The sequence below is a fragment of the Flavobacterium sp. TN-1 genome (genome assembly GCF_052828645.1).
Map to the genome: position 1 here is coordinate 380,759 of NZ_CM128253.1, position 22,771 is coordinate 403,529.

At 29.3% G+C, this 22,771-nt stretch carries 13 protein-coding genes; 5 read left to right on the forward strand and 8 right to left on the reverse strand.

The genetic code is table 11. The features are described 5' to 3' along the window. Positions 1-512: 512 nt before the first annotated feature. Genes ACUXZJ_RS01550 through ACUXZJ_RS01565 form a run of 4 tightly spaced genes read right to left on the reverse strand, consistent with a single transcriptional unit; the run spans position 513 to position 5,565 of the window. Positions 513-1,889, reverse strand: coding sequence for a TolC family protein (locus ACUXZJ_RS01550; RefSeq protein WP_446195620.1), 1,377 nt, complete (start codon positions 1,887-1,889; stop codon positions 513-515). Next, entirely contained in the window at positions 1,889-3,241 is a 1,353-nt protein-coding gene (locus ACUXZJ_RS01555) for an HlyD family secretion protein (RefSeq protein WP_060381592.1), read from the reverse strand. The genes ACUXZJ_RS01550 and ACUXZJ_RS01555 overlap by 1 nt, the downstream gene beginning before the upstream one ends. 3 nt (positions 3,242-3,244) lie before the next feature. Continuing rightward, the gene (locus ACUXZJ_RS01560; RefSeq protein WP_060381591.1) at positions 3,245-4,897 is read right to left on the reverse strand and encodes a peptidase domain-containing ABC transporter; all 1,653 of its coding nucleotides are present in this window, start codon (positions 4,895-4,897) and stop codon (positions 3,245-3,247) included. Next, entirely contained in the window at positions 4,894-5,565 is a 672-nt protein-coding gene (locus tag ACUXZJ_RS01565) for a TetR/AcrR family transcriptional regulator (protein ID WP_060381590.1), read from the reverse strand. Before ACUXZJ_RS01565 ends, ACUXZJ_RS01560 begins: the two co-directional genes overlap by 4 nt. Before the next feature lie 187 nt (positions 5,566-5,752). On the opposite strand from ACUXZJ_RS01565, the gene ACUXZJ_RS01570 reads away from it, so the two are divergent. Then, entirely contained in the window at positions 5,753-7,987 is a 2,235-nt protein-coding gene (locus tag ACUXZJ_RS01570; RefSeq protein WP_060381589.1) for a DUF5686 family protein, read from the forward strand. On the opposite strand, the gene ACUXZJ_RS01575 is transcribed toward ACUXZJ_RS01570, so the two are convergent. Then, positions 7,970-10,240, reverse strand: a complete 2,271-nt coding sequence (locus ACUXZJ_RS01575; RefSeq protein ID WP_060381588.1) for a cation:proton antiporter domain-containing protein — start codon at positions 10,238-10,240, stop codon at positions 7,970-7,972. The genes ACUXZJ_RS01570 and ACUXZJ_RS01575 overlap by 18 nt on opposite strands. A gap of 172 nt (positions 10,241-10,412) precedes the next feature. Here ACUXZJ_RS01575 and ACUXZJ_RS01580 point away from each other — a divergent pair, with 172 nt between their 5' ends. From ACUXZJ_RS01580 to rpoN, 4 genes are all read left to right on the forward strand, one after another. Next, a complete protein-coding gene (locus ACUXZJ_RS01580) occupies positions 10,413-12,833 on the forward strand; it encodes an efflux RND transporter permease subunit (protein ID WP_446195623.1) in 2,421 nt (806 codons plus the stop codon). Positions 12,834-12,916: 83 nt separating this feature from the next. After that, the gene (locus ACUXZJ_RS01585; protein ID WP_063743266.1) at positions 12,917-14,686 is read left to right on the forward strand and encodes a MutS-related protein; all 1,770 of its coding nucleotides are present in this window, start codon (positions 12,917-12,919) and stop codon (positions 14,684-14,686) included. A gap of 787 nt (positions 14,687-15,473) precedes the next feature. Then, positions 15,474-16,919 carry an asparagine--tRNA ligase gene (gene asnS / locus ACUXZJ_RS01590; RefSeq protein ID WP_060381585.1) on the forward strand — a complete coding sequence of 482 codons (1,446 nt, stop codon included), beginning with the start codon at positions 15,474-15,476 and terminating at the stop codon, positions 16,917-16,919. Positions 16,920-16,997: 78 nt separating this feature from the next. Beyond that, positions 16,998-18,467, forward strand: a complete 1,470-nt coding sequence (gene rpoN, locus ACUXZJ_RS01595; protein ID WP_060381584.1) for an RNA polymerase factor sigma-54 — start codon at positions 16,998-17,000, stop codon at positions 18,465-18,467. Positions 18,468-18,635: 168 nt separating this feature from the next. On the opposite strand, the gene ACUXZJ_RS01600 is transcribed toward rpoN, so the two are convergent. The 3 genes from ACUXZJ_RS01600 to ACUXZJ_RS01610 form a co-directional block, all read right to left on the reverse strand. Continuing rightward, a complete protein-coding gene (locus ACUXZJ_RS01600) occupies positions 18,636-19,046 on the reverse strand; it encodes a hypothetical protein (protein ID WP_060381583.1) in 411 nt (136 codons plus the stop codon). 511 nt (positions 19,047-19,557) lie between these two features. Then, positions 19,558-21,552 carry a heavy metal translocating P-type ATPase gene (locus ACUXZJ_RS01605; RefSeq protein WP_060381582.1) on the reverse strand — a complete coding sequence of 665 codons (1,995 nt, stop codon included), beginning with the start codon at positions 21,550-21,552 and terminating at the stop codon, positions 19,558-19,560. A gap of 11 nt (positions 21,553-21,563) precedes the next feature. Next, the gene (locus tag ACUXZJ_RS01610) at positions 21,564-22,766 is read right to left on the reverse strand and encodes an efflux RND transporter periplasmic adaptor subunit (protein ID WP_063743267.1); all 1,203 of its coding nucleotides are present in this window, start codon (positions 22,764-22,766) and stop codon (positions 21,564-21,566) included. Between the last annotated feature and the right edge of the window lie 5 nt (positions 22,767-22,771).

The window sequence follows — 22,771 nt, forward strand, 5'->3', positions numbered from 1 at the left end:
AGCTAAAACTACAATATTTTTAGTTATGGAAATTCTGTTAAATAAAAATGCTGCCTTTAGGAGAAAAAATGAGACCTTTTTTTAGTAATAAACGAAATATTTTTTAAAATCGTTTTATACCATTTTACCTTTGGAATTTCCTCATAATGCTATTTTTTTAACCTAGAGACTTTCCAAAAAGCTCGGAATCTTGTTTATTTCTACCAAAGGGTGAAATCACACAATACTGATTATAAGACTCTTACTTACGGGGTAACAAACTACACTTTTTGGACAACCTCCTTTTCTGTTTTCAATGTAAAAGCATATTTAGGAAAAAATTTCGTGCATTTTATTTTTAAAATATATTCGTATAGGAAAAGATTTATTTTTAAATATCTTTACATTAAAGTTGGACTAGGTTCCTCTTTCTAACGGGTATGCCTCAACCCTTTAATACTTTTTTGAGGCATCCTTTATTGAAAAATAACACGAAACAAAAAATGAAATACAGAACCTAGTTCACAACTTTTTTATAAATCATAACTGCCCCATGATCTATAAACACTAATCAATAAATTATAAAACCTGTTTTCTAAAGTAATATTAGAAAGTTTAGAACTTATTAAGGAATTTTCTCTTGAGTTAATCAAGAACAAGGAACTTTCTCCCATTGTAAATAAACGTTCTTCTGCTGACAACATTTTTTGAAAATCAGACACCAGCTTTTTATTAAGTTGAAGTTGTTTTTCTAATGATTTTTTTTCTTGACTTAATGCTTCTATTTTGTTTTTTAATTGTTGTTTTTCAAATTGTAAACTAAATTGTATATCTTGTATTTTCAAACTTGCTAACTTTAAATTTCCTCTTTCTTTTCTTAAAAACAAAGGCATTATAAAATTGATACCTAACTTGTAATCTTGAAAACGATACTTCCCAAAATAATCGGGTTCAGAAAGATAATTATAGCTAAAATCTAACTTTGGTAAAAGCGCATTGGTTTTTAATCGTTGTTCAATAGTTAACATTTCTATTTTAGTATTCAATGCTTTTATTTTGGGATGATTTTCAATTTTTAACTGATTTGATTCTATTCTGGATAAAGTATTTCGTATTGTTGTTTCTAATTCTATTTCGGGATGAATACTCTCATTAATTTCTAGAGGAATATTATTTTCGGTCCAGATATAATTAGATACTTCTAGTTTCGCTTTTGTTAATTTTAGTTTTGCGTCTTCCAAGTTTAACAAACGATTTTTTACTATTGTTCCGGCTTCTATACTATCTATGGCGGGTTTATCACCTTGCTCTATAAGCTTTTGAACTCCTTGAAATCGAATAGAAGCATTTTTTAAGTAAGATTCATATAATTGTACTTCGTGATAAACACGCTTCCAATTAAAATAACTTATAGATGCCTCATACAATAGATCTAAAGCTTGCAAATCACGTTCTGCGGTATTAAGTGTAAGTGCTAATTTGGCTTTACGAATATCCGCCATTCGCTGATTTATGAATAAACCTTGCCCGATAGGTACATTAATTCCTAAAGATGTCAATCCTTTATTAGGTGTTTTTATTTCTGGATTTACAAAAAGTCCTTCGTTATTGTTAAAAGCGGCTTTAAATTCAATTCCATACCAAGTTGGAATTTTAAAACTGCTATTAAAAAGAGAGTAATAATTTTTTTCTTTAAAATTCTTTTTGTCAAAATCAATTTCAATTTTAGGATCAAAGGCACCACGTGCTTGCATTAATTGTGTCTGTGATTCTGATATGTTCAGATTTGCTTGTTTTACGAGTGGATGATATTTTTTCACATATCCTAAGAACTCGTCATAGCTGAGTTCTTGGGTTTGTGCTACCATTCTTATTGAACTAAAAAAGAGTATTAAAAATAGTTTTTTCATTACTTTTTCTTTTCTTCTTTTGATTTATTATCCACTTTATAAAAATTAGGGGGAAAACCATTTAAAGTTCTCCAAATTTCAAACCAAATAGGTACATCATTTAATAGTGCTAAAGTTTTTGCACCTGCTCCTATACTTAACAAATGAGGCCACTTCTTATCTTTGGGATTAGGTGCTATAAGTACCCTATATTTTCCATTATCACTAATAAAGTTTTCTTTTGCTACAATAACACCTCCAAATGTACCATAAGATACACCTGGCCATCCACTAAATACAATAGTAGGCCATCCATCAAACCATACTCTAACTTTTTCTCCTTTATTAACTAAAGGAAAGTCAATGGGGTCAATATATGTTTCTACTGCAATTTCAAAATTAGCAGGCATTATGCTTACAATGGAGGTACCTTCTTTTATAGTTTCTCCTACGCCTGATTGTAAGGCTCTATTTACATAACCATCCTGCGGTGCTGTAATGTAGTATAGTCTATTTCTAATTTTATAATTAGTATATTGATTTTTCAATTTATTTACTTGTGCCTCTGTATCATATTGCGAACTCAAAGCTGTTTGTTTATCACTACTTGCTTTAGCTACTTTTTCAGCATATTCAGCTTGAATACGATGAAGTTCCATCTGGGCATTCAACACATCATTTTTAGCGGCAATGTATTTATTTTCTTGGGTATTGTTTTTTGCTTCTAGATCTTGAAGTTTCATTCTTTTTTCTTCTACATCTGTTAGAGGTTTTAATCCTTCTTTATGTAAATTTACTGAACGATTAAATTGTGTACGAGCAATTTTTAGTTGATTTTTTACAACTTCTAAATCAATACTATCACTTTTTGTTTTTAAATAGGATTGTTTAAGTTTGTTTTGAGCTTGTTTATATTTTAATTTTTTTTCTGTTTCTATGGCTCCTATTTGTTTTTCTAGAACTTTAACTTTTTGATCATAGGATACTACAGCACTTTCTTTTGCTCTAACCTGATTAGCTGTGTTTTGAACCAAATTAGGATCAAGGTAGTCTTCTTTAATTTCTGAAATATAAACAATGGTATCTCCTTTTTTGACGAAATCTCCTTCTTGTACAAACCATTTTTCTATACGTCCTGCAATGGTTGTTTGAATTTCTTGAGGTCTCTGATTGGGCTTAAGTGTAGTTACATATCCTCCTCCTTTTATATTTTGTGTCCAAGGAAGAAAAAGGAAGGATAATAAAAGAATTCCTGTACTTACAAAAATTCGTTTTATTATTTTATATTGTTTATTCTCCGCAAATACTTTAGTTGATTTATATTTGGTCAAATCAACTGATTTTTCTATTCTGTTGTGAGTTATATTAAGCATGACTTATACTAAATGACCGTTATTTATTTTAAATGTTTTATTACATTTTTGTTCCCAATAGGGGTTCTTACTGATCACTACTAGTGTCCAATCATTTTCATTACTGGTTAAATAATCAATTATTTCTTTTGCTGATTTGTCATCTGATTTGTCTACTGGATCTTCAAGGAATAAAATCTTAGGTTGTTGAATAATACAACGTGCCAAAACTATTTTTTGGGTTACCGACGAATTAATTTGTTTTCCTTCAGGAAAAAGCTGGGTATCTAGTCCGTTGGGAAGATTTTTAATTACTTCGGTTAATTTTACTTTTTCTAAGGCATCTAATACTTGTTCTATAGTAATAGAAGGATTATTACAAGTAATGTTTTCTAGGATAGTTCCTTCAAAAGGAGCTTCATTGAGTGTAATAATACCTATTTGGGTTCTAAATTCTTCTAATGCGTATTTTTTATAATTGGTTTCATTGAGATAAATGGTTCCTGATGTGGGTTCTATTAAACGTGCTAACAAACGTATAAGTGTTGTTTTTCCTGCCCCATTATCTCCTTTTATTAGTATTTTATCTTTTGATTCTATTTTGATATTAATGTTAGATAAAGTAGGAATATCAGATCCTTTGTATGTAAAGGCTAAGTCTTTGGTTTCTATTTTTATAGTAGTTATTTTATCTAATTTATATAGTCTTTTTTCTGTTGTCAGTATTTCTACTTCTTTATCAACAACTGCTCCTAATTTTTCTAGGGAGGTAAGAACATCGTAAAATAGTTCTAAACCTGAAAATAATTTTTCAACTGCTGCTACAATACTTAGGATTACTATTTCTGCTGCTACAAACTGACCTATATTCATCTGTTGATTTAACACTAATACTCCTCCTATTATTAATAATCCTGCTGTTAGTAAAATTTTAAAACCTACTAATTGGATAAACTGTTTACGAAGGATTTTAAAATGGTTTTCTCTTTGTTCTAAATATTCATTTACTAGCTTATCATTTTTTTCTAAGGAGAATAAAAATAAATTTTGATTTTTAAAACTAATATGATTCCGTGCAATTTCTTGTAACCAATGTGCTACTTTGTATTTGTATTTAGATTCTTTTAGACTGGTTGCTAATCCAGCTGTAAAATTCATTCGGTAGATTAAGTACAATAGCGTCATTAATATAATTCCGAAAAAAATAAAAAATGAATGGTATAGGGATAGTAAGACAATTCCAAATAGGATTTGTAATAAAGCTGTTGAAATGTCTAGAAGTAATTTGGATACACCTTTTTGAATATTTAAGGTATCAAAAAAACGATTGGCTAATTCAGGTGGGTATTCGTCACGAAATTCGCTTGTTTTTATTCTTGGAAATCGATAAGCAAACTCAAAAGAAGCACGAACAAATATTTTTTGTTGTAAGTTTTCGGTAATTCTAAATTGCATAATTTTCATAATGCCAACTAAGGCAACGCCTATAATTACAACCATCACTAATACTATCCAAGAAGTACTTACTTGTCCTGCTTGTATAAAATTAATGATAGACTGTATACCCAATGGCAATGATAAACTTATTATCCCTGAAAAAATAGCGTACAAAAAGATTTGAGAAATATCTTTTTTATCTAAAGAAATGAGTTTTTTAAATCGTTCAAAGGGTGTCATAATATAGTTTTTTTAGCTAAATCAATAAAAAATTCAGACACATCATCTTTTTCATTAAAATCTGTAATCGTTTTAAAATGTTGTTTAATGAATTGTTGATGTAGAGCTCCTTCTACTATAGTGGAGGCTAATGTTTTGGCATATTTATAGGAGGGATTTATTTCATTAATAATATCAACTATTCTCGTTACAACTCTTTTATATACCACAAAATAACCTTCTTTATTTTCCTCATCTACTTCTTTAGTTAAAAAAGTTTTAGTAAACTCAGAAACGATAATCCTGTTTAAAATGGTTTCATTTATATACGATGTACTGGCATCATCTTGTATATTTTGAGATACAATTTTAATAGTTTTTTCTAACTTTTCTATTGAGTCTGAAATATTTGTTGTCTTAAAAACAATATGATATTCCATCCATGCCCAATACCAAGAAGACAAGTACAGGGTTAGCTTATGCTTATTTTCGAAATAACGATAAATAGAACTCTCATTTGACTGAATACGCTCTCCTAATTTTTTAAACGTAAATAATTCGAAACCTATTTCATCAATAAGGATAATACTATGTTCGATAATCTTCCTTCCCAATTCTGAGGTTTCAGGATCCTTGACATATAATTTGTCATTAACCGCTATTTTCATATTTGACAGAAGATGTTTCATCTTTATTTTTTTGAACAAATATATAAAAAAATAATAGTATTACTATTGAAACAACAAATTTAACTTTTATTTAATTATCTAATACTATTACAATTGAGAGTTTGACTTTTATTCTTTAAAATTAAAACTGTAATCTAAAAATCATAAAATATAAAAAGCTTTTTGTAATTTTGGTAAAAAGCTCCCAATGCCTAAACTTAACTACCTAATATTCTTTATTTTATTATTCCCCCTATATTTATATGGTCAGGAGAGTGCTGATTACTACATAAGAAAAGTTTTACTTCATCAATATACAAACCAAGGGCTTAAATATCAATTAACAAGTTATAACAACCTAATCATTACAGCCGATCCAAAAGATTCTTATGGACATATAGATACTATTTATAAGTTTAAGAAAGGAAATAAAGTCATTAAAGAAATAGATTCTTCTGATTATAAATTTAAAAAGATCATTTCAAAACAACATTTATATCAAGCAGAAAAAATTTCTATAATTACAAAAAATAATAAAAACATTAAGGAAGAAATAATTGCTACGCGCATGGCTGGTTTTAAGGAACCGATAGTAGAATATTTTACCTTACAACTTCATCCTTTTAATTTATATAATTCTAAATTAGAAATTGCAGAAAAAGAATATATCAATCCCATTTCGGAAAAAGGTTTAACGAAGTATTTATTTTCTATTACTAATTATGTTTCTGATCAGAATCGTAAACTGGTTCAAATAACGTTTTGTCCTAAAAACAACAAAAATCCAGATTTAGTAAAAGGAGATTATTTTATAGATACTGAAAATTTTAATATTGCTAGGGCATATTTTTATACATTAGGAAAGATTGAATGCCATTCTTATCATCATTATAATTATAATAAAACCGTAAACACTTGGTTTCCTTTGCGCACGCAATTAATCTTAAAAAAAGGAAATAGTAAATATCCAGTAAAAATTTTAGGCGAATATATAACTTTTGAGGGATCTGAAAAGAAATATAATCCTACAGGAAAAAAATATGCTTCTGATTTTATTGAAATAATCGTTACTACTCAATATTCTAAATTTACTTTAGGCGACTTTGTTATAAATAAGAAATACTTTCCTATATCGTTATCAAATAAAGCGAGCAAAAGAAAAGAATCTACTTGGTTTGAATCTTTTCAAGATTCTATTGATAAACGAAGTTTACCTACTTATCTTTCTTTAGATAGTTTAATAGATGCTCGAAAATATGAAAACAAGCTAAAAATTGGTCGTAAAATCATAAAAGGATATTATCCTATAGTTTTTTTTGATTTGGATCTAAGGTATCTTTTTAGATACAATAATCACGAAGGGATACGCTTAGGCTTAGGAGGTATTACTAATGATCATTTTTCTAAATATTTTAGAACAGAGGCATATTTTGGCTATGGTACTAAAGATTATGATTTCAAAAAAGGGGCTTCTGTTTCTTTATTATTAGATCGTAGTGCTGAAACATGGCTGGGTTTTGGTTATCAAGATGATATAACAGAAATAGCTAATAATAACTTCGAAATAAACAAAAAAGCTTTCAAAATTTACGATTCAAGACCTTTTAATTTAACTACTTTTTATAATCATCGTACACTAAGAGCTTTTATAGAAAACAAAATAATACCTAAAACAGAATCTATTCTTCAGATAACAAAGAGCAATATTACGCCTTTATTTAAATATCGTTATGAGACGAATGGTAACTCTTATAAAGAATTTAATATAAATACTTTTTGTTTTTCTTCTCAATGGAATCCTTTTAGTAAGTATATGCAAACCCCCAGTGGTAGAATTGAATATAGAAAAGAATATCCTAGATTTACGTTTCAATTTTCAAAAACGTTTCCTAATTCGCTAAATGATGTATTTCAATATACTCGATTTGATTTTCGATTTGAATATCAAAAAAAGGTATTTAATAATCATAAAATTGATTTTCAGTTAGAAATGGGTTACATAGATGGAAAGGTTCCTATTACCCATCTATATAGTCATTCTCCTAATAATTTACAAAAAGAAAAGATTATTGAACGAGTTAACTTTGCGGGTAGGGATAGTTTTGAAACAATGTTTTTCAATGAATTTTTTTCAAATAAACAACTTTATACTCATATTCAGTATCAGTTTTCAAAATGGGAAATTAATAGACAAATAAATCCTATTTTTAACGCTGTACTTAGATATGGAATAGGAAATCTTAATGCAAAAGAGAATCACAAAGACATTACTTTTAAAACATTAGATAAAGGGTATTGGGAGTCAGGTATAGAAATAACCCAAATCTATAATGGCTTAGGAATATCAAGCTTTTATAGATTTGGGCCTAATCAGTTACCTACTTTTAAAGATAATCTGGCTATAAAACTAAGTTTAATAATTGATTTAGGGTTTAATAATTAATACAGATGGTAAATTACTTAACCATAAATTATTAGAGGCTACTAATTTCTTCCAACTTTCAAGACTAATTAGCATCAAATCTTGTTTAACCAAAAAGGCTTTTTGAACTTGACTTTCTTTAACTATAGAAATATTGTCTGGAAATTCTCGATCTAGTGATTCGATTGCATTTTTTATCAGATAATTGCTTTCTAGTTGATGTTTTAGATCTACTACATTTACCTTAGAATTATTATTGTATACAAACTTTTGAATATAGTCTACTAAAAAAGCATCTTCTGAACAAAAGAAGGGTACAAAGATCTTATCTAAAGATTGCAATTCATTATCAGCTAATATTCCCAGAGGTGTTTTATTTTTAGATATTATCTGCTGGGTTCTCTCATCAAATATGGAATTAGCAAACAAACCTTCTTTTCCTGTCAACTTGTCTAATAGTCGATCTGGATTTATTAATCGAGTTGTAAAACCAATTACTTTTCCTAAAAGAGAACCCTCGAAAATAGATTTCCCTAAACCAACTAAAAGTAAATCGTAATCTCCTTTACCTGCTACTTCAGCAATATCTGTTTCTATATCTACGGTCGCCTTAAAAATAGTTAATATTTCTTGGTTTAAATTTTTAGATTCTTCTAAAATGGGTACAAATGATTCTTTTTCATATTCTTCTGTATTATAACCGTGCATTTCATCACTTACAGAAAGGTGCATGGCCGTAATAGCAGAATTTTCTTTTTGTTTTTTGGTAAGAGCATTGGCTACTTTCAGTAATGATTTACCTTTTTCATGATTTCCGAATGAGATTAATATTTTAAATTTATGTAATCCTTCTGTAATTTCAGGAAGTATTTGATCTTTCGTTTTAAAAATAAAATTAATTAAATCTAAAGCAGGACCTGTCATGAAGGTTGTTACTAAAGCCATAATAACCATCATAGTAAAGATTTCAGAAGTAAGCACTCCTAAATCATACCCTATATTTAGTACTACTAACTCCATTAAACCACGTGTATTCATGAGTGCTCCTATTACAAAGCTGTCTTTCCATGTTTGTCCAACGAATTTAGATGTTAGTGCTCCTCCAATGAATTTACCTGTTACAGCAACTAAGATAATGAAGCCTGTTACTTTCCACAAGTAAGGTTCATTAATTAATCCAATTTGTGTTCTTAATCCTGTAAAAACAAAAAATAAAGGGAGTAGCAGTATAAGGGAAACATCTTCTACTTTATCAATAAAGATATGTCTAAATTTAGCAATATCTGGCATAATAGCTCCCATCATAAATGCGCCAAATAAGGCGTGAATTCCTATTATTTCAGTACAGTATGACGAAATAATTAGAGTTAAAAAAAAGATTGCTACTACAGGTTTACTCAAACTTTCACTTTTTGAATACAAATCCCCTACTCGTTTCAAAAATGGTTTTACGAAAAACAACATAATTAAAACATAAATAGCGGCTAACGCAATTATATACAATGAACTAGCAAAAGTCCCCGCTTTAACAATAGCAATGACTGCTGCTAACAAACACCAAGCTGTTATATCATCAGCTGCTGCACAAGTAATTACAATTGTACCTAACTTGGTTTTATGCAATCCTCTTTCTTGTACAATACGTGCTAAAACAGGAAAAGCTGTAATACTCATAGCAATTCCTAAAAACAAAGCAAAAGATAAGAATTCTACTCCTTGAGGTGCAAATTTATGATATACAAAATAAGCTAATACCATTCCTAAAGCAAAAGGAATAATGATACTAGCATGACTTATTACTACCGCATCATTGGCTTTATTTTTTAATACTTTTAGATCTAATTCCATTCCTATTACGTACATAAAAAGAATGAGACCTATCTGACTTAAAAATTGTAAATTACCCAACGACTCTGAAGGAAAAATAAGAGCTGTAATTTCAGGAAAATACATCCCTACTACAGAAGGTCCTAAAAATATACCTGCAATAATTTCGCCTATTACAGATGGTTGTCCAATTTTTCTAAAAATCCAACCAAAAAAACGTGCCACTATTACTATTGTAATGATCTGTGCTAATAAAATTGCTAAAGGATGTTTGACATTATGAATAAGAGACTCTAAAAATTGCCCCCATAACGTATTACTCGAATTAGGAGCTATAATTTTTCTACCTATTTCTAAATTTTTTCCTTGCTGTACAATCCAATACATTAAGGTTGTAAAGACTCCCGTAACAGTAAAATAAAAAATAGCGTTTTTAAGTTTTTTCATTTTTTCGTAAATACATAATGCTTACAAATATGATAAATTATGCAGTCATATAAAACAATCTCTACAAGATTTAATTAAAAAATAATTCTACAATATCTTATCCATAAAAGTTAGGCAAATTGACCTAAAAAATAAAATTGGTTTTCTAAATTTGTAATCGCTTTTATAGAATATGAGAAAATTATTAAGCCTTGGTTTTTGGGAATTAATTGCCCGATTTATTTTACGTAACAAAATTGCAGTCCTATCAATCGTTATTATACTAACAATAGGACTGGTTACTCAGTGGAAACACATTCGTTTTACTCAAACAGAGGCAAACCTAATACCTCAAGACGATAAAATAAATATTGATTACACACATTTTTTAAAAACTTTTGGAGAAGAGGGAAACCTAATAGTCGTGGCTACAAAAGATGCTAAATTATTTACTCCTAAAGTTTTTAGAGCTTGGAGTGTTATGATACATAACATTCAAAAACATCCTGAAGTGGATTTAGTTATTTCACCTGAAAATCTAAAAACACTTAAAAAAGACGAAACACAACACTCTTTTAAATTAAAAAATCTAGTTGATATTAAGCAAACTAATAAACAAAATTATCTAAACAATATAAAAAAACAATTGTTAGATAGCCTTCCTTTTTATGAGGGTCTGTTATACAACAAAAAATCAGGAGCTATTCGTTCTGCTATTTATATTGACAAAAAAATAGTAAATACTAAAAAACGAAAAGATTATGTACTAAACAAACTCATTCCTGAATTTGAAAAATTTGAAAAGAATACAGGACTCATACTCCACAAGTCTGGTATGCCTTATATTCGCACACTAAACGCTAAAACCATTATAGATGAAATTGGTCTTTTTATAGGTGCAGCCTTATTTGTCACAGGACTCATTTTCTTTTTCTTTTTCCGTTCATTTCGAGCTACTGCAATTTCACTTTTAATTGTAATTATTGGCGTTATGTGGTCCTTCGGATTATTAGGTTTACTAAATTATGAAATAACGGTTTTAACAGCCCTAGTTCCTACTCTTGTAATTGTTATTGGCATCCCTAACTGTATTTTTTTAATTAACAAATATCATCAAGAATACTACAAGCACAAAAATAAAACAAAAGCCTTACAACGCGTTATAACCAAAACAGGTACTGCTACCCTAATGACAAACCTAACAACAGCTTTTGGTTTTGCAACCTTTATTGCCACAAATAACACTTTATTAGTTGAATTTGGAATTATTACATCTATTAATATTTTGGCTATCTACGTACTATGTATACTTATCATACCTGTTTTTTTTAGCTATATACCAGCTCCTATTTCAAGACACTTAGGACATTTAGAAAGAGAATACTTAACCTCTTTTTTTAAATGGATTGTTAATACCGTAAAATATAACAAAGTAGGCGTATACACCATTTCCGTTTGTTTACTAATCATTGGAATGATTGGTATTCATAAAATCAAAATATCGGGTTCAATAATAGAAGATATGCCTAAAAAAACGGCTTTTTTTAATGATATTCGTTTTTTTGAAAAAGAGTTTGACGGTGTAATGCCTTTGGAAATTATGATTGACACCAAACGTAAAAAAGGAGTAATGAAGCTTTCAATGCTTAAGCGCATGGAAGAGTTACAGGAAACAATTCATGACATTCCTGAACTTTCAAAACCACTCTCTGTTGTTAATTTAGTAAAATATGCTAAACAAGCATACTATAACGGAAATCCTGATTTTTATGAGTTGCCAACTACTCAAGAGCAAGCCTTTATCCTTTCGTATGCTAAAAATGCAACTAAAAATTCGAAAGAAAATTTAATGAAAAGTTATGTAGATAATACAGGTCGCTATGCACGAATAACTACTTTTATTAAAGATGAAAACGGTGAAAAAATGGAGGCAATTGAAACACAATTACGCGCCAAAATTGACAAACTTTTTCCATCGCCACGCTATGACGTTATTATTACAGGAAAACCCTCTGTATTTCAAAAAGGAACGCAATATTTATTAGACAATCTCCTTTCCTCTTTATTAATGGCTTTTGGTTTAACAGCTGGCTTAGTAGCTATTATGTTTCGTTCATTCAAAATGGTATTAGTATCAATCATACCTAATTTATTACCTCTATTAATGACTGCTGGATTAATGGGCTTTTTAGGCATACCATTAAAACCCTCTACAATTTTAGTTTTTGGAATTGCTTTTGGAATGTCAGTAGATGATACATTACGTTTTTTAGCTCAGTATCGTTTAGAACTTTCTCGTAACGATTGGAAGATTAAAAAATCAGTCTTTGCCACATTTGATGATGCAGGAATTAGTATGTTTTACACCTCAATAGTACTTTTCTTTGGTTTTTCCGTATTTATGTTATCAAGCTTCGGAGGAACTATAGCTCTTGGAGGATTAGTAGCCTTAACTTTGAGTTTTGGAATGTTATCTAACCTCGTTTTATTACCTTCATTAGTCCTATCACTAAACAAAACATTAGCTAACAAACAAGAATTACCCGAACCAATTATTGATATTTTAGAACCTACTGATGAAGAGGTAGATGCTTTCGAAAAAAAAGAAATTTAATCTAGTCCTATTCTTAATAAAATCCTCTTTTTAAGATTAAATATATTATAAAGATTCTTCAATTAAAAATTGATTAACCAAAAATGAAATACAACCAACTTATAGATCAAAACACTCTAATTGTTAATAAACTAAATACAAAATTCACAGTAATAAGCTTAATGCGTTTTCTTTTTATTGTCTCTTTTCTATTTTTTAGTTATAACTACTTTAAAAATAAAGATTCTTTTTTTCTTGTGCTTGGTCTTTTTTCTATTCTCCTTTTTTTTGTTTTGGTTAATCAACATCAAAAAATAAAATGGAAGAAAAAATTACATCAAAAACTGATTTTAATCAATAACCATGAAATTCAGTATCTAGCAGGAAAAAGCATTCCTTTTGAAGAAGGAACAGAATACATAAACTCGAATCATTTTTGCTCCTTTGATTTGGATTTATTTGGAAGAAAATCATTATTTCAAAATCTTAATAGAACCGCTACCTTCGTAGGAAAAGAAAAATTAGCTAACTTACTTCAAGGAAAATTAAGTAATGAAGAAATAAAAGAAAATCAAGATGCAATAAAAGAATTGTCTCAAAAAATTGAATGGAGGCAACATTTATTAGCTCTAGCTCAGTTTAGCGAAGATCATCAAGAAAAATATGAAAATCTAATTCATTGGACCAATAAGAAAGAAAAAACATTTACATCATCTATTGTTTTTATTTCTTTTTTATTGCCCACAGCCATCCTATTAACCTCTTTAGCAACTTTTTTTTTTCAAAATGCTTTCTTTTATAATTTAACCTCTGCTTTATTCATCGTCAATCTATTAATAACAATAAGTCAATTAAAAAAAATTAAGAAAGAAATAGCTAATTCGGATAAAATCTTACAATCTATAAAATCATATACTTCTATCCTTAAAGTAATTGAATTTGAAAAATTTGAAAATTTAAAACTCATTGCACTTCAATCCAAACTACAAAAAGAAAATCAATCAGCCTTTCAAAACAGCCAAAAATTATTTACTATAGTCACTAATATTAATAGTGTACAAAACGTTTTAGGAGCTGTTTTTGTAAACGGTTTTTTTCTTTATCATATTCATACACTAAGAAAATTATATTTATGGAAAAATCAATTTTCAAAGGAAATAAAAACTTGGCTACAAATTGTAGGTGAGTTTGAAGCTCTTAATAGTTTAGCTAACTTTTCATATAACAATTCAAATTTTGTATTTCCAGAAATTAATACAGATGGAGAAATTAATTTTGAAAACATTGGACATCCATTACTACAATCAAATAAAAGAATATGTAATACATTTGTATTAAAAGCTAATGAATTTGTTATTCTTACAGGTTCAAATATGGCTGGTAAAAGCACCTTTTTAAGAACCTTAGGTATTAACATGGTTTTGGCAGGTATTGGAGCACCTATTTGTTCTACTAAAGCAAGTGTACACCCTTACGATGTTATAGTCTCCATGAGACAATCAGATTCATTATCAGATGGCGAATCGTACTTTTTTGCTGAAGTGAAAAGATTAAAACAAATTGTCGAAAAATTAGAAAACGAAGTTTGTTTTGTTTTACTTGATGAAATCTTAAAAGGAACCAATTCTGATGATAAACAAAATGGAACTATTGAGGTAATTAAAAAAATCATTTCCCAAAAAGCAATTGGTTGCATTGCTACACATGATTTAGAAGTATGTAAAATGAGTGAAACCTATAAAAACCAACTTTTTAACAAATGTTTTGAAGTAGAAATACAAAACAATGAATTATCTTTTGATTATAAACTACGAGAAGGTGTTTGTAAAAATAAAAGTGCCACTTTCTTAATGAAAAAAATGGGTGTAATATAAGACTTTAAAACTATTCTCCTAACATCTCATTTACCCCAGAGTATTTGTTAGACTTTCTGATGAAAACAAAAAGAATAAAAAAGGAAAATACATAGATTTTTTTACCGTAATTGCAGTTTTAATACATTGAGAACAAGAAACGAAATTCTTTTTTGATTCAAAATCATTTTCATTTATAATAAATCTCTAATGCGTAATCTAGATTTTATATAATTGAAAAAATCATACCTTTTAAACTTTGAAATTTCCTCATAATACTATTTTTTTAACCTTGAAACTGCCCAAAAAGTTCGCAATCTTGTCATTTCAACTAAAGGGAGAAATCACATAATATTGATTATGAAACTCCTCTTTATCGGAGTAATAAACTGTATATTGATTTATTATTTTTTGTACAGCCTCATATTAGGCAAAGTTAGTCTGAATTGATAGTAATATAAAATTAGAATAGACATCAACTATAAAGTTTTAATTCCCAATTTCATTTGTATTTTAGGGATAGAAAAGGCAAAACATTTTCTTTTGAGTCTTTAGTGGCATATTTAAACGATTTGCATACTTATTCCATTTTTGAGAAATAACACATTTTTCCTTTTTTTCTTACAAAAATATAAAGCCAAAGTAGAAATAACTAAAGCCAAAACAATTCTCATCGCTTTTATTTTTTACTAAAGATAATAACTTTCACTTTTTGAGCAAATCCACTATATTTGCAGATTATAAGATTAAAAAATCTTTTTAGATTCAGTCATTCTGAATTCTAATTTTTAAAACCTATAGATATAAAATGAAACATACCAAAATTAAGGACTTACTAAACAGTACTAAAACATTACATGAAGTAACCGCTAAAGGATGGGTAAGAACTTTTAGAAATAATCAATTTATTGCTTTGAACGATGGTTCAACGATTCATAATATCCAGTGTGTAGTAGATTTTGAAAATACGGCTGAAAATACTTTAAAAAGAATTACAACAGGAGCTGCTGTAGCAGTAACAGGTGAATTAGTAGAGAGCCGTGGTTCGGGTCAAAAATACGAAATACAAGTTACTAAATTGGAAATTTTAGGAGACAGTGATCCTGAAAAATTTCCAATGCAACCCAAGAAACACTCTTTAGAGTTTTTACGTGAAAATGCGCATTTACGTATTCGTACGAATACATTTGGCGCAATCATGCGTGTACGTTCAGCCTTATCTTTTGCTGTACATCAATATTTTCAACAAAGAGGGTTTTACTATGTAAACACACCTATTATTACAGGTTCTGATGCTGAGGGTGCAGGTGAAATGTTTCGCGTAACCGCTCTACCTTTTGAAAATACTCCTAGAAATGAAGATGGAAGCATTAATTTTAAAGAAGATTTTTTTGGTAGAGAAACCAATCTAACCGTATCAGGCCAGTTAGAAGGCGAAGCATACGCAATGGCATTAGGTCAAATCTATACTTTTGGTCCTACATTCCGCGCAGAAAACTCAAATACGTCACGTCATTTAGCTGAATTCTGGATGATTGAACCAGAGGTAGCATTTAATGACTTAGCGGATAATATGGATTTAGCAGAAGATTTTATTAAATATGTAATCAAATATGCTGTTGATAATTGTCCAGAAGATCTAAAATTCTTAGAAACCCGTTTGTTAGACGAAGAAAAACAAAAACCACAAGCAGAGCGTAGTGAAATGGCTCTTTTAGAAAAGTTAAGTTTTGTCTTAGATAACAATTTCAAACGTGTGTCTTATACAGAAGCTATTGATATTTTAAAAGATTCAACACCTAATAAAAAGAAAAAATTCCAATATTTAATTGAAGAATGGGGAGCCGACTTACAGAGCGAACACGAGCGTTTCTTAGTAGAAAAGCATTTTAAATGTCCTGTAATCCTTTTTGATTACCCTGCAAAAATCAAAGCTTTTTATATGCGTTTGAATGAAAATACAGAACCAGGAAAAGAAACCGTACGTGCTATGGATATTTTATTCCCTGGTATTGGAGAAATTGTAGGAGGCTCACAAAGAGAAGAACGTTTAGATGTCCTAACTGAAAAAATGAAAGCATTAGGAATTCATGAAGAAGAACTATGGTGGTATTTAGACACACGTCGTTTTGGCTCTGCTGTTCACTCAGGCTTTGGTTTAGGTTTTGAACGCCTAGTGTTATTTGTAACTGGTATGAGTAATATTCGCGACGTAATTCCTTTCCCAAGAACTCCACAAAACGCTGAATTTTAATAAATAACAGATTCGTTGAATTGGTTATTCCTATTTATTTTGAAATAACCAATTCAACAAATAATCGAATAATTAAAAATGTTAAAACAAAATTTAAACTTAAAATTATCTCAAAAACTTTCCCCTCAACAAATTCAGTTGATGAAGTTAATTCAATTACCTACTCAGGCTTTTGAACAACGTTTAATGGAGGAAATGAACGAAAATCCCGCTTTAGAAGGAGGAATCGTAGAAGATGAAGAAAGGTTTGAAAAAGACGAGTTTGACACCGATGAATATGATGACTTTGATGATTCAGAAAGCATTGATGCCAATGATATTAATATAGATGAATATTTAAGCAACGACGAAACACCTGATTATAAAACACAAAGTAATAACTATAGTGATGAGGAGGAGGAATATGAAGCCCCTTTTGTTGCTTCTGTTAGCTTTCATCAGGATCTAATCAATCAGCTTAATACATTTGTTTTAACTAATGAAGAGAATGACATAGCCGAATTTTTAATTGGAAGTATGGATGATGATGGCTATTTAAGAAGAAGTATTTTAGATATTGTAGATGATATGGCGTTTACGCAAGCTATTTATACTGATGAAACTCGTGTAAATAAAATTCTTTGCTCTATCATTCATGAATTAGAACCGTCTGGAGTAGGGGCTCGTGATTTACAAGAATGCTTACTACTCCAATTAAAACACAAAACTCCAACTGAATCTATTGAATTAGCAATTAAAATAATAGAAGAACAGTTTGATGCCTTTACTAAAAAACATTATGAAAAATTACTCCAAAAGTACAGCATTTCTAAAGAACATTTAAAAAAAGCAATTGACGAAATTGAGAAATTAAATCCTAAACCAGGAGGATCTTTTTCAGGCAATAACAAAATTACAGAACATATAGTTCCTGACTTTGTGATCCGTATTAATGATGACGAATTAGAACTAACTTTAAATGGTAGAAATGCTCCAGAACTTCATGTTTCTAAGGACTACCAAGAAATGATGAAAACCTATAAAGATTCTAAAGACAAATCCAATGCACAACGCGATGCAGTTCAATTTATTAAGCAAAAATTAGATTCTGCTAAATGGTTTATTGATGCTATCAAACAACGTCAGGAAACATTATATGTTACCATGAATGCTATTATGCTTTTTCAAAAAGAATACTTTTTAGAGGGTGATGAAACGAAATTAAAACCAATGATTTTAAAAGATATTGCTGATATGATTGGTTTAGATATTTCTACTGTTTCTCGTGTTGCAAATAGCAAATATGTAGATACTCCTTATGGCACTAAATTACTCAAAGATTTTTTTAGCGAGGCCATGATGAATGATCAGGGTGAGGAAGTTTCAACTATAGAAATCAAAAAAATCCTTCAGCAAGTTATTAAAGAAGAAGAAAAAAGTAAGCCTTTACCTGACGATCAATTAGCTGTTATTTTAAAAGAGCGCGGCTATCCTATTGCAAGAAGAACCGTAGCTAAATATCGCGAACAATTGGATATTCCTGTTGCTAGAATGCGTAAAAAAATTTAGTCCTCTATAAAAAGCTGTCTAAGAAAAACCTATCATATTTCGTCCCTTAACTTTAAAACTGTAAGAAACTTTCTGTTAGCCTATAGAATTTCTTGTTCTAATCAAAACAATTAATTCCATAATTTTTTAGACTGCTTTTATATCATATAAACTAAAAAAAGAAACAAATTAATCTATTTTATGATCCATAAATGTATAATAGGTGTTTTTATAACCTGATATTTTTGTACTCGTAAATCGCACACTTTCCCCTACAAATTCATATTCATATTCATTTACTTCTGGCTCTTTGTATTTATCAATGATTTCATAAAATCTATCATTTTCAACCCACCATCTTCCTTTATAAGTAGCTTCATTTACATTATCTTTTTCATCTATACGAACCAAAGAAAACACGCAACTTCCATTAGCAAAACGACAGGTTTTCCATTGATTACTAATTCCTTTTTCTAATTGTTCTACTTCAGTACCTTCCCAACAGCCTATAAATCTAGGATCTATAGTTTTAGATTCCGATTGAGCAGTACTAATAGCTATATTTAACAACGTCGTTAATAAAAACAATATTCTTTTCATCTTCATACACTTTTTAATAAACCCCCTCCATGGGATTCTAACGATTATCATAGAGTAAATAAAAAATAATGTTTTTTAGTTTTTGTTTATGTTCTACAAGATATGTATTTTTTTTATTTAAAATATTTTTTATCCATTTTTTTTACAAATAGATCTATTATTTTTTTTTATTATCTATAGAAATTTTAAAAATAATTTCATTTTATCTTATTATTAACAAATGTTTTTTTAAAACAAGAATCTAATTAATTGAAATCAGGTAGTTCGAGCACGAAGCGCACCGAGACACCAACACTAATTTTTGTTGCTTTTGTAGGATAGTGCCTGGATCAACATGCGGTTTGTCACTCCGACGAAGGAAGAGTCTCATAATCAACATTATGTAATTTCTTCCTTTGGTCGACAAGATTGCGAACTTTTTGAATAGTCTCAAGGTTAAAAAAATAGTATTATGAGGAAATTTCAAAGTTTAAATGGTATTACATTATTTCACCAATAATTTGAATGTTTTTTATACTCTAAATTTCATTTGTTGAATTCTAATTGCATTTAAAATAGCTAATAAAGCAACTCCTACATCTGCAAAAACGGCTTCCCACATGGTAGCTATTCCTCCTGCTCCAAGAATTAAAACAATAGCTTTTACTAAAAAAGCTAAAGTAATATTTTGCCAAACAATTTTTTTGGTTTGTTTACCTATTTCTATTGCCATTGGAATTTTACTTGGCATATCATCTTGAATAACGACATCTGCTGTTTCTATAGTTGCATCACTTCCTAAACCTCCCATAGCAATTCCTATATCACTTAAAGCAATGACAGGAGCATCATTTACCCCATCTCCCACAAAGGCAACGGTTTCTTTTTGAGCTATAATTTCTTTTACTTTATTTACTTTATCTTCTGGCAATAAATCGCCAAATGATTGATCAATATTTAATTCAGAGGCTACGAATTTTACTACTGTACTCTTATCCCCACTAAGCATTGTGGTTCTTACACCGAGTGATTTCAATTTATTAATTGTGACTTGCGCATCTTTTTTTATAACATCAGCTATTGTAAGATAACCTACAAAATGTTTGTCATAAGCTACTGCAATTAGGGTATAAACAATACTTTCTGGATTTATATCGTATTGAATATTAAATCTATCCATTAATTTGAAATTCCCCACTAATAATTCTTTTTCATTTACAAATGCTCTCAAACCATGCCCTGCTATTTCTTCTACATTTTTTAACTCAACAGAAGAAGGATTAGGATTGCCCACAAACTGTTGAATAGCGGACGCGACAGGGTGTGTACTTTGGCTTTCGAGCGCATTTACCATTTCTAAAATTTCATTTTTATTGAATTTAGAATTAAAAGATACTTCTTGCACTTTAAAAACCCCTTCTGTCATGGTTCCTGTTTTATCCATTACCACATTTTGAATATTAGCTATAGTATCCAAAAAATTACTTCCTTTAAATAAAATTCCATTTTTAGAGGCAGCTCCAATTCCTCCAAAATATCCTAGAGGAATACTTATAACTAAAGCGCAAGGACATGAAATTACTAAAAACACTAACGCTCTATATAACCAATCATTAAATACATAATTAGAAACAAAACTAATTGGAATAATACAAATTAAAATGGCTAGAACGACAACAATTGGAGTATAAATTTTAGCAAATTTTCTAATAAATAATTCGGTTGGTGCTTTTTGTTCGGTAGCATTTTGTATTAATTCAAGTATTTTAGACAATTTACTATCTTTGTAATCTGTGGTTACTTTAATTTGTACTACTGTGTTTAGATTTATCATTCCAGCTAAAACGGTTTGTCCTTTTATTTTTGTATCAGGTTTGCTTTCGCCAGTAAGAGCTGCTGTATTAAAAGTTGCTTTTTCAGAAAGAAGTTCACCATCTAAACCTAATTTTTCACCTGGTTTTAATTGTATAATATTTCCTATTTTTGCTTGAGAGGCTTTTATTGTTTTAAAAATATTGTTTTCAACAATGGTTACTTCGTCAGGTCTTTGATCTAATAGTAATTTTATATTTAATTGAGCTCTAGTAACTGCTAAGGTTTGAAATACTTCTCCTACCGCATAAAAGAGCATAACAGCCACTCCTTCTGGAAATTCTTTTATAGCAAATGCGCCTATTGTAGCGATGGACATTAATAAGAATTCTGAAAAAATATCTCCTTTAATACTACTTTGAAAAGCTTCTTTCAAAACAGGAATTCCTACAGGCAAATAGGCCAATATGTACCAACTTATTCTTACCCAACCAGAAAACCATGATTGAGGGATATAATTTTCTAAGCATATTGCTATTATTAGTAAAACAAAGGAAACTAGAGGAAAAAAAAACATTTTAAGAGGACTACTATTATCATTATGATGATGTCCTTCATGATTTGAATGTGCTGTTTTTGTAGTACAACATCCCGATTTTTTATCGGAATGTTGATCTTTTTTCGGATTTGGGTTATGAATATCTTGATTTTTCATTTTAACAGGTTTTAATGTTCGTGTTTTCCTCCTCCTTTAGATTGCGATAGTAAATAAAATGCTCCTTTTGTAACAATTTTAGCATTATTAGGTACAGGTTCAATTAGTTTTATTTCAGTATATCCTAAGTCAGTTGTACCGGGAAGAATTTCTAATGCTTTAAAATGAATTTCATTTTCTTCTTCTTTTTCATTTCCATGTATTTCTTTTGTACTGTCTTTATGAGAATCTTCTTGAATATATATATAATATTTTTCTCCATTTTTAACTATTGCGTCTTTTGGTAAGGCTAAAACGGTTTGATTTGTTACGTTAATATTTGCAGTAACATACATTCCAGTAATCAGATCTTTGCTATCATTAGAATTAATTTTAGCATGTACAGCAACCGTTTTACTTTCGTTAGAAAAAGATTTGTTAATACCAAATATTTTACCTTTAATAATTTTATTGGATTGATTTGTTAGAATAAAATCAATTTCTTGACCTATTGCAATTTTATCTAGATCTTTTTCATACACATTTAGATCTAGGTGCATTTCGCTGTTATTAACAACTTCAAACAGAGCTAATCCTGTATCTGCAAACGATCCTTTTGTAATATTTATCTTACCTACATATCCGCTAATAGGAGCTAAAATAGGGATTAACGAAGTCGTTCCCTTTAAACTTATATTTAAAGCTTGTAGCTTGTTTTTTGCGACTTGTGCTCTGGCATTTTCAATAGCTAATTTTGATTTTACTTCTTGAAAAGTTTTTTTTGGGTTTACATCTTCTTCTGTTAATGTTTTTTGGCGATTATATTCTAATTGTAAATATTCAATATTTGCTATAGCTGTTTGATAATCTTCTTGAATTTTAGTTACTTCTAAGTTTTGAATAGTTCCGAGAATTTTTCCTTTTGTTACATAAGTACCTTCTAAAACATAAATATCTTTTACCACTCCATTTATCAAGGTGGATACGTTGGCTCTGTTTTGTGGGGGCACAGTTGTATAACCACTTGCTTTTATAGCACTGTTTAAGTTTTTGCTTTCTATTTTACCTGTTTCAATACCAATCGTTTTATATTGTGTTTTAGTTAATGCTATTTCATTTTCGGATTTTGTTTCATCAGCTTCTTCTTTTTTCTTTTCATTACAAGAGGAAAAAAGAATTAAGATTAAGGCATTAAGTAATACAATTTTTTTTAATTGTGATTTTATATGATTCATTTTAG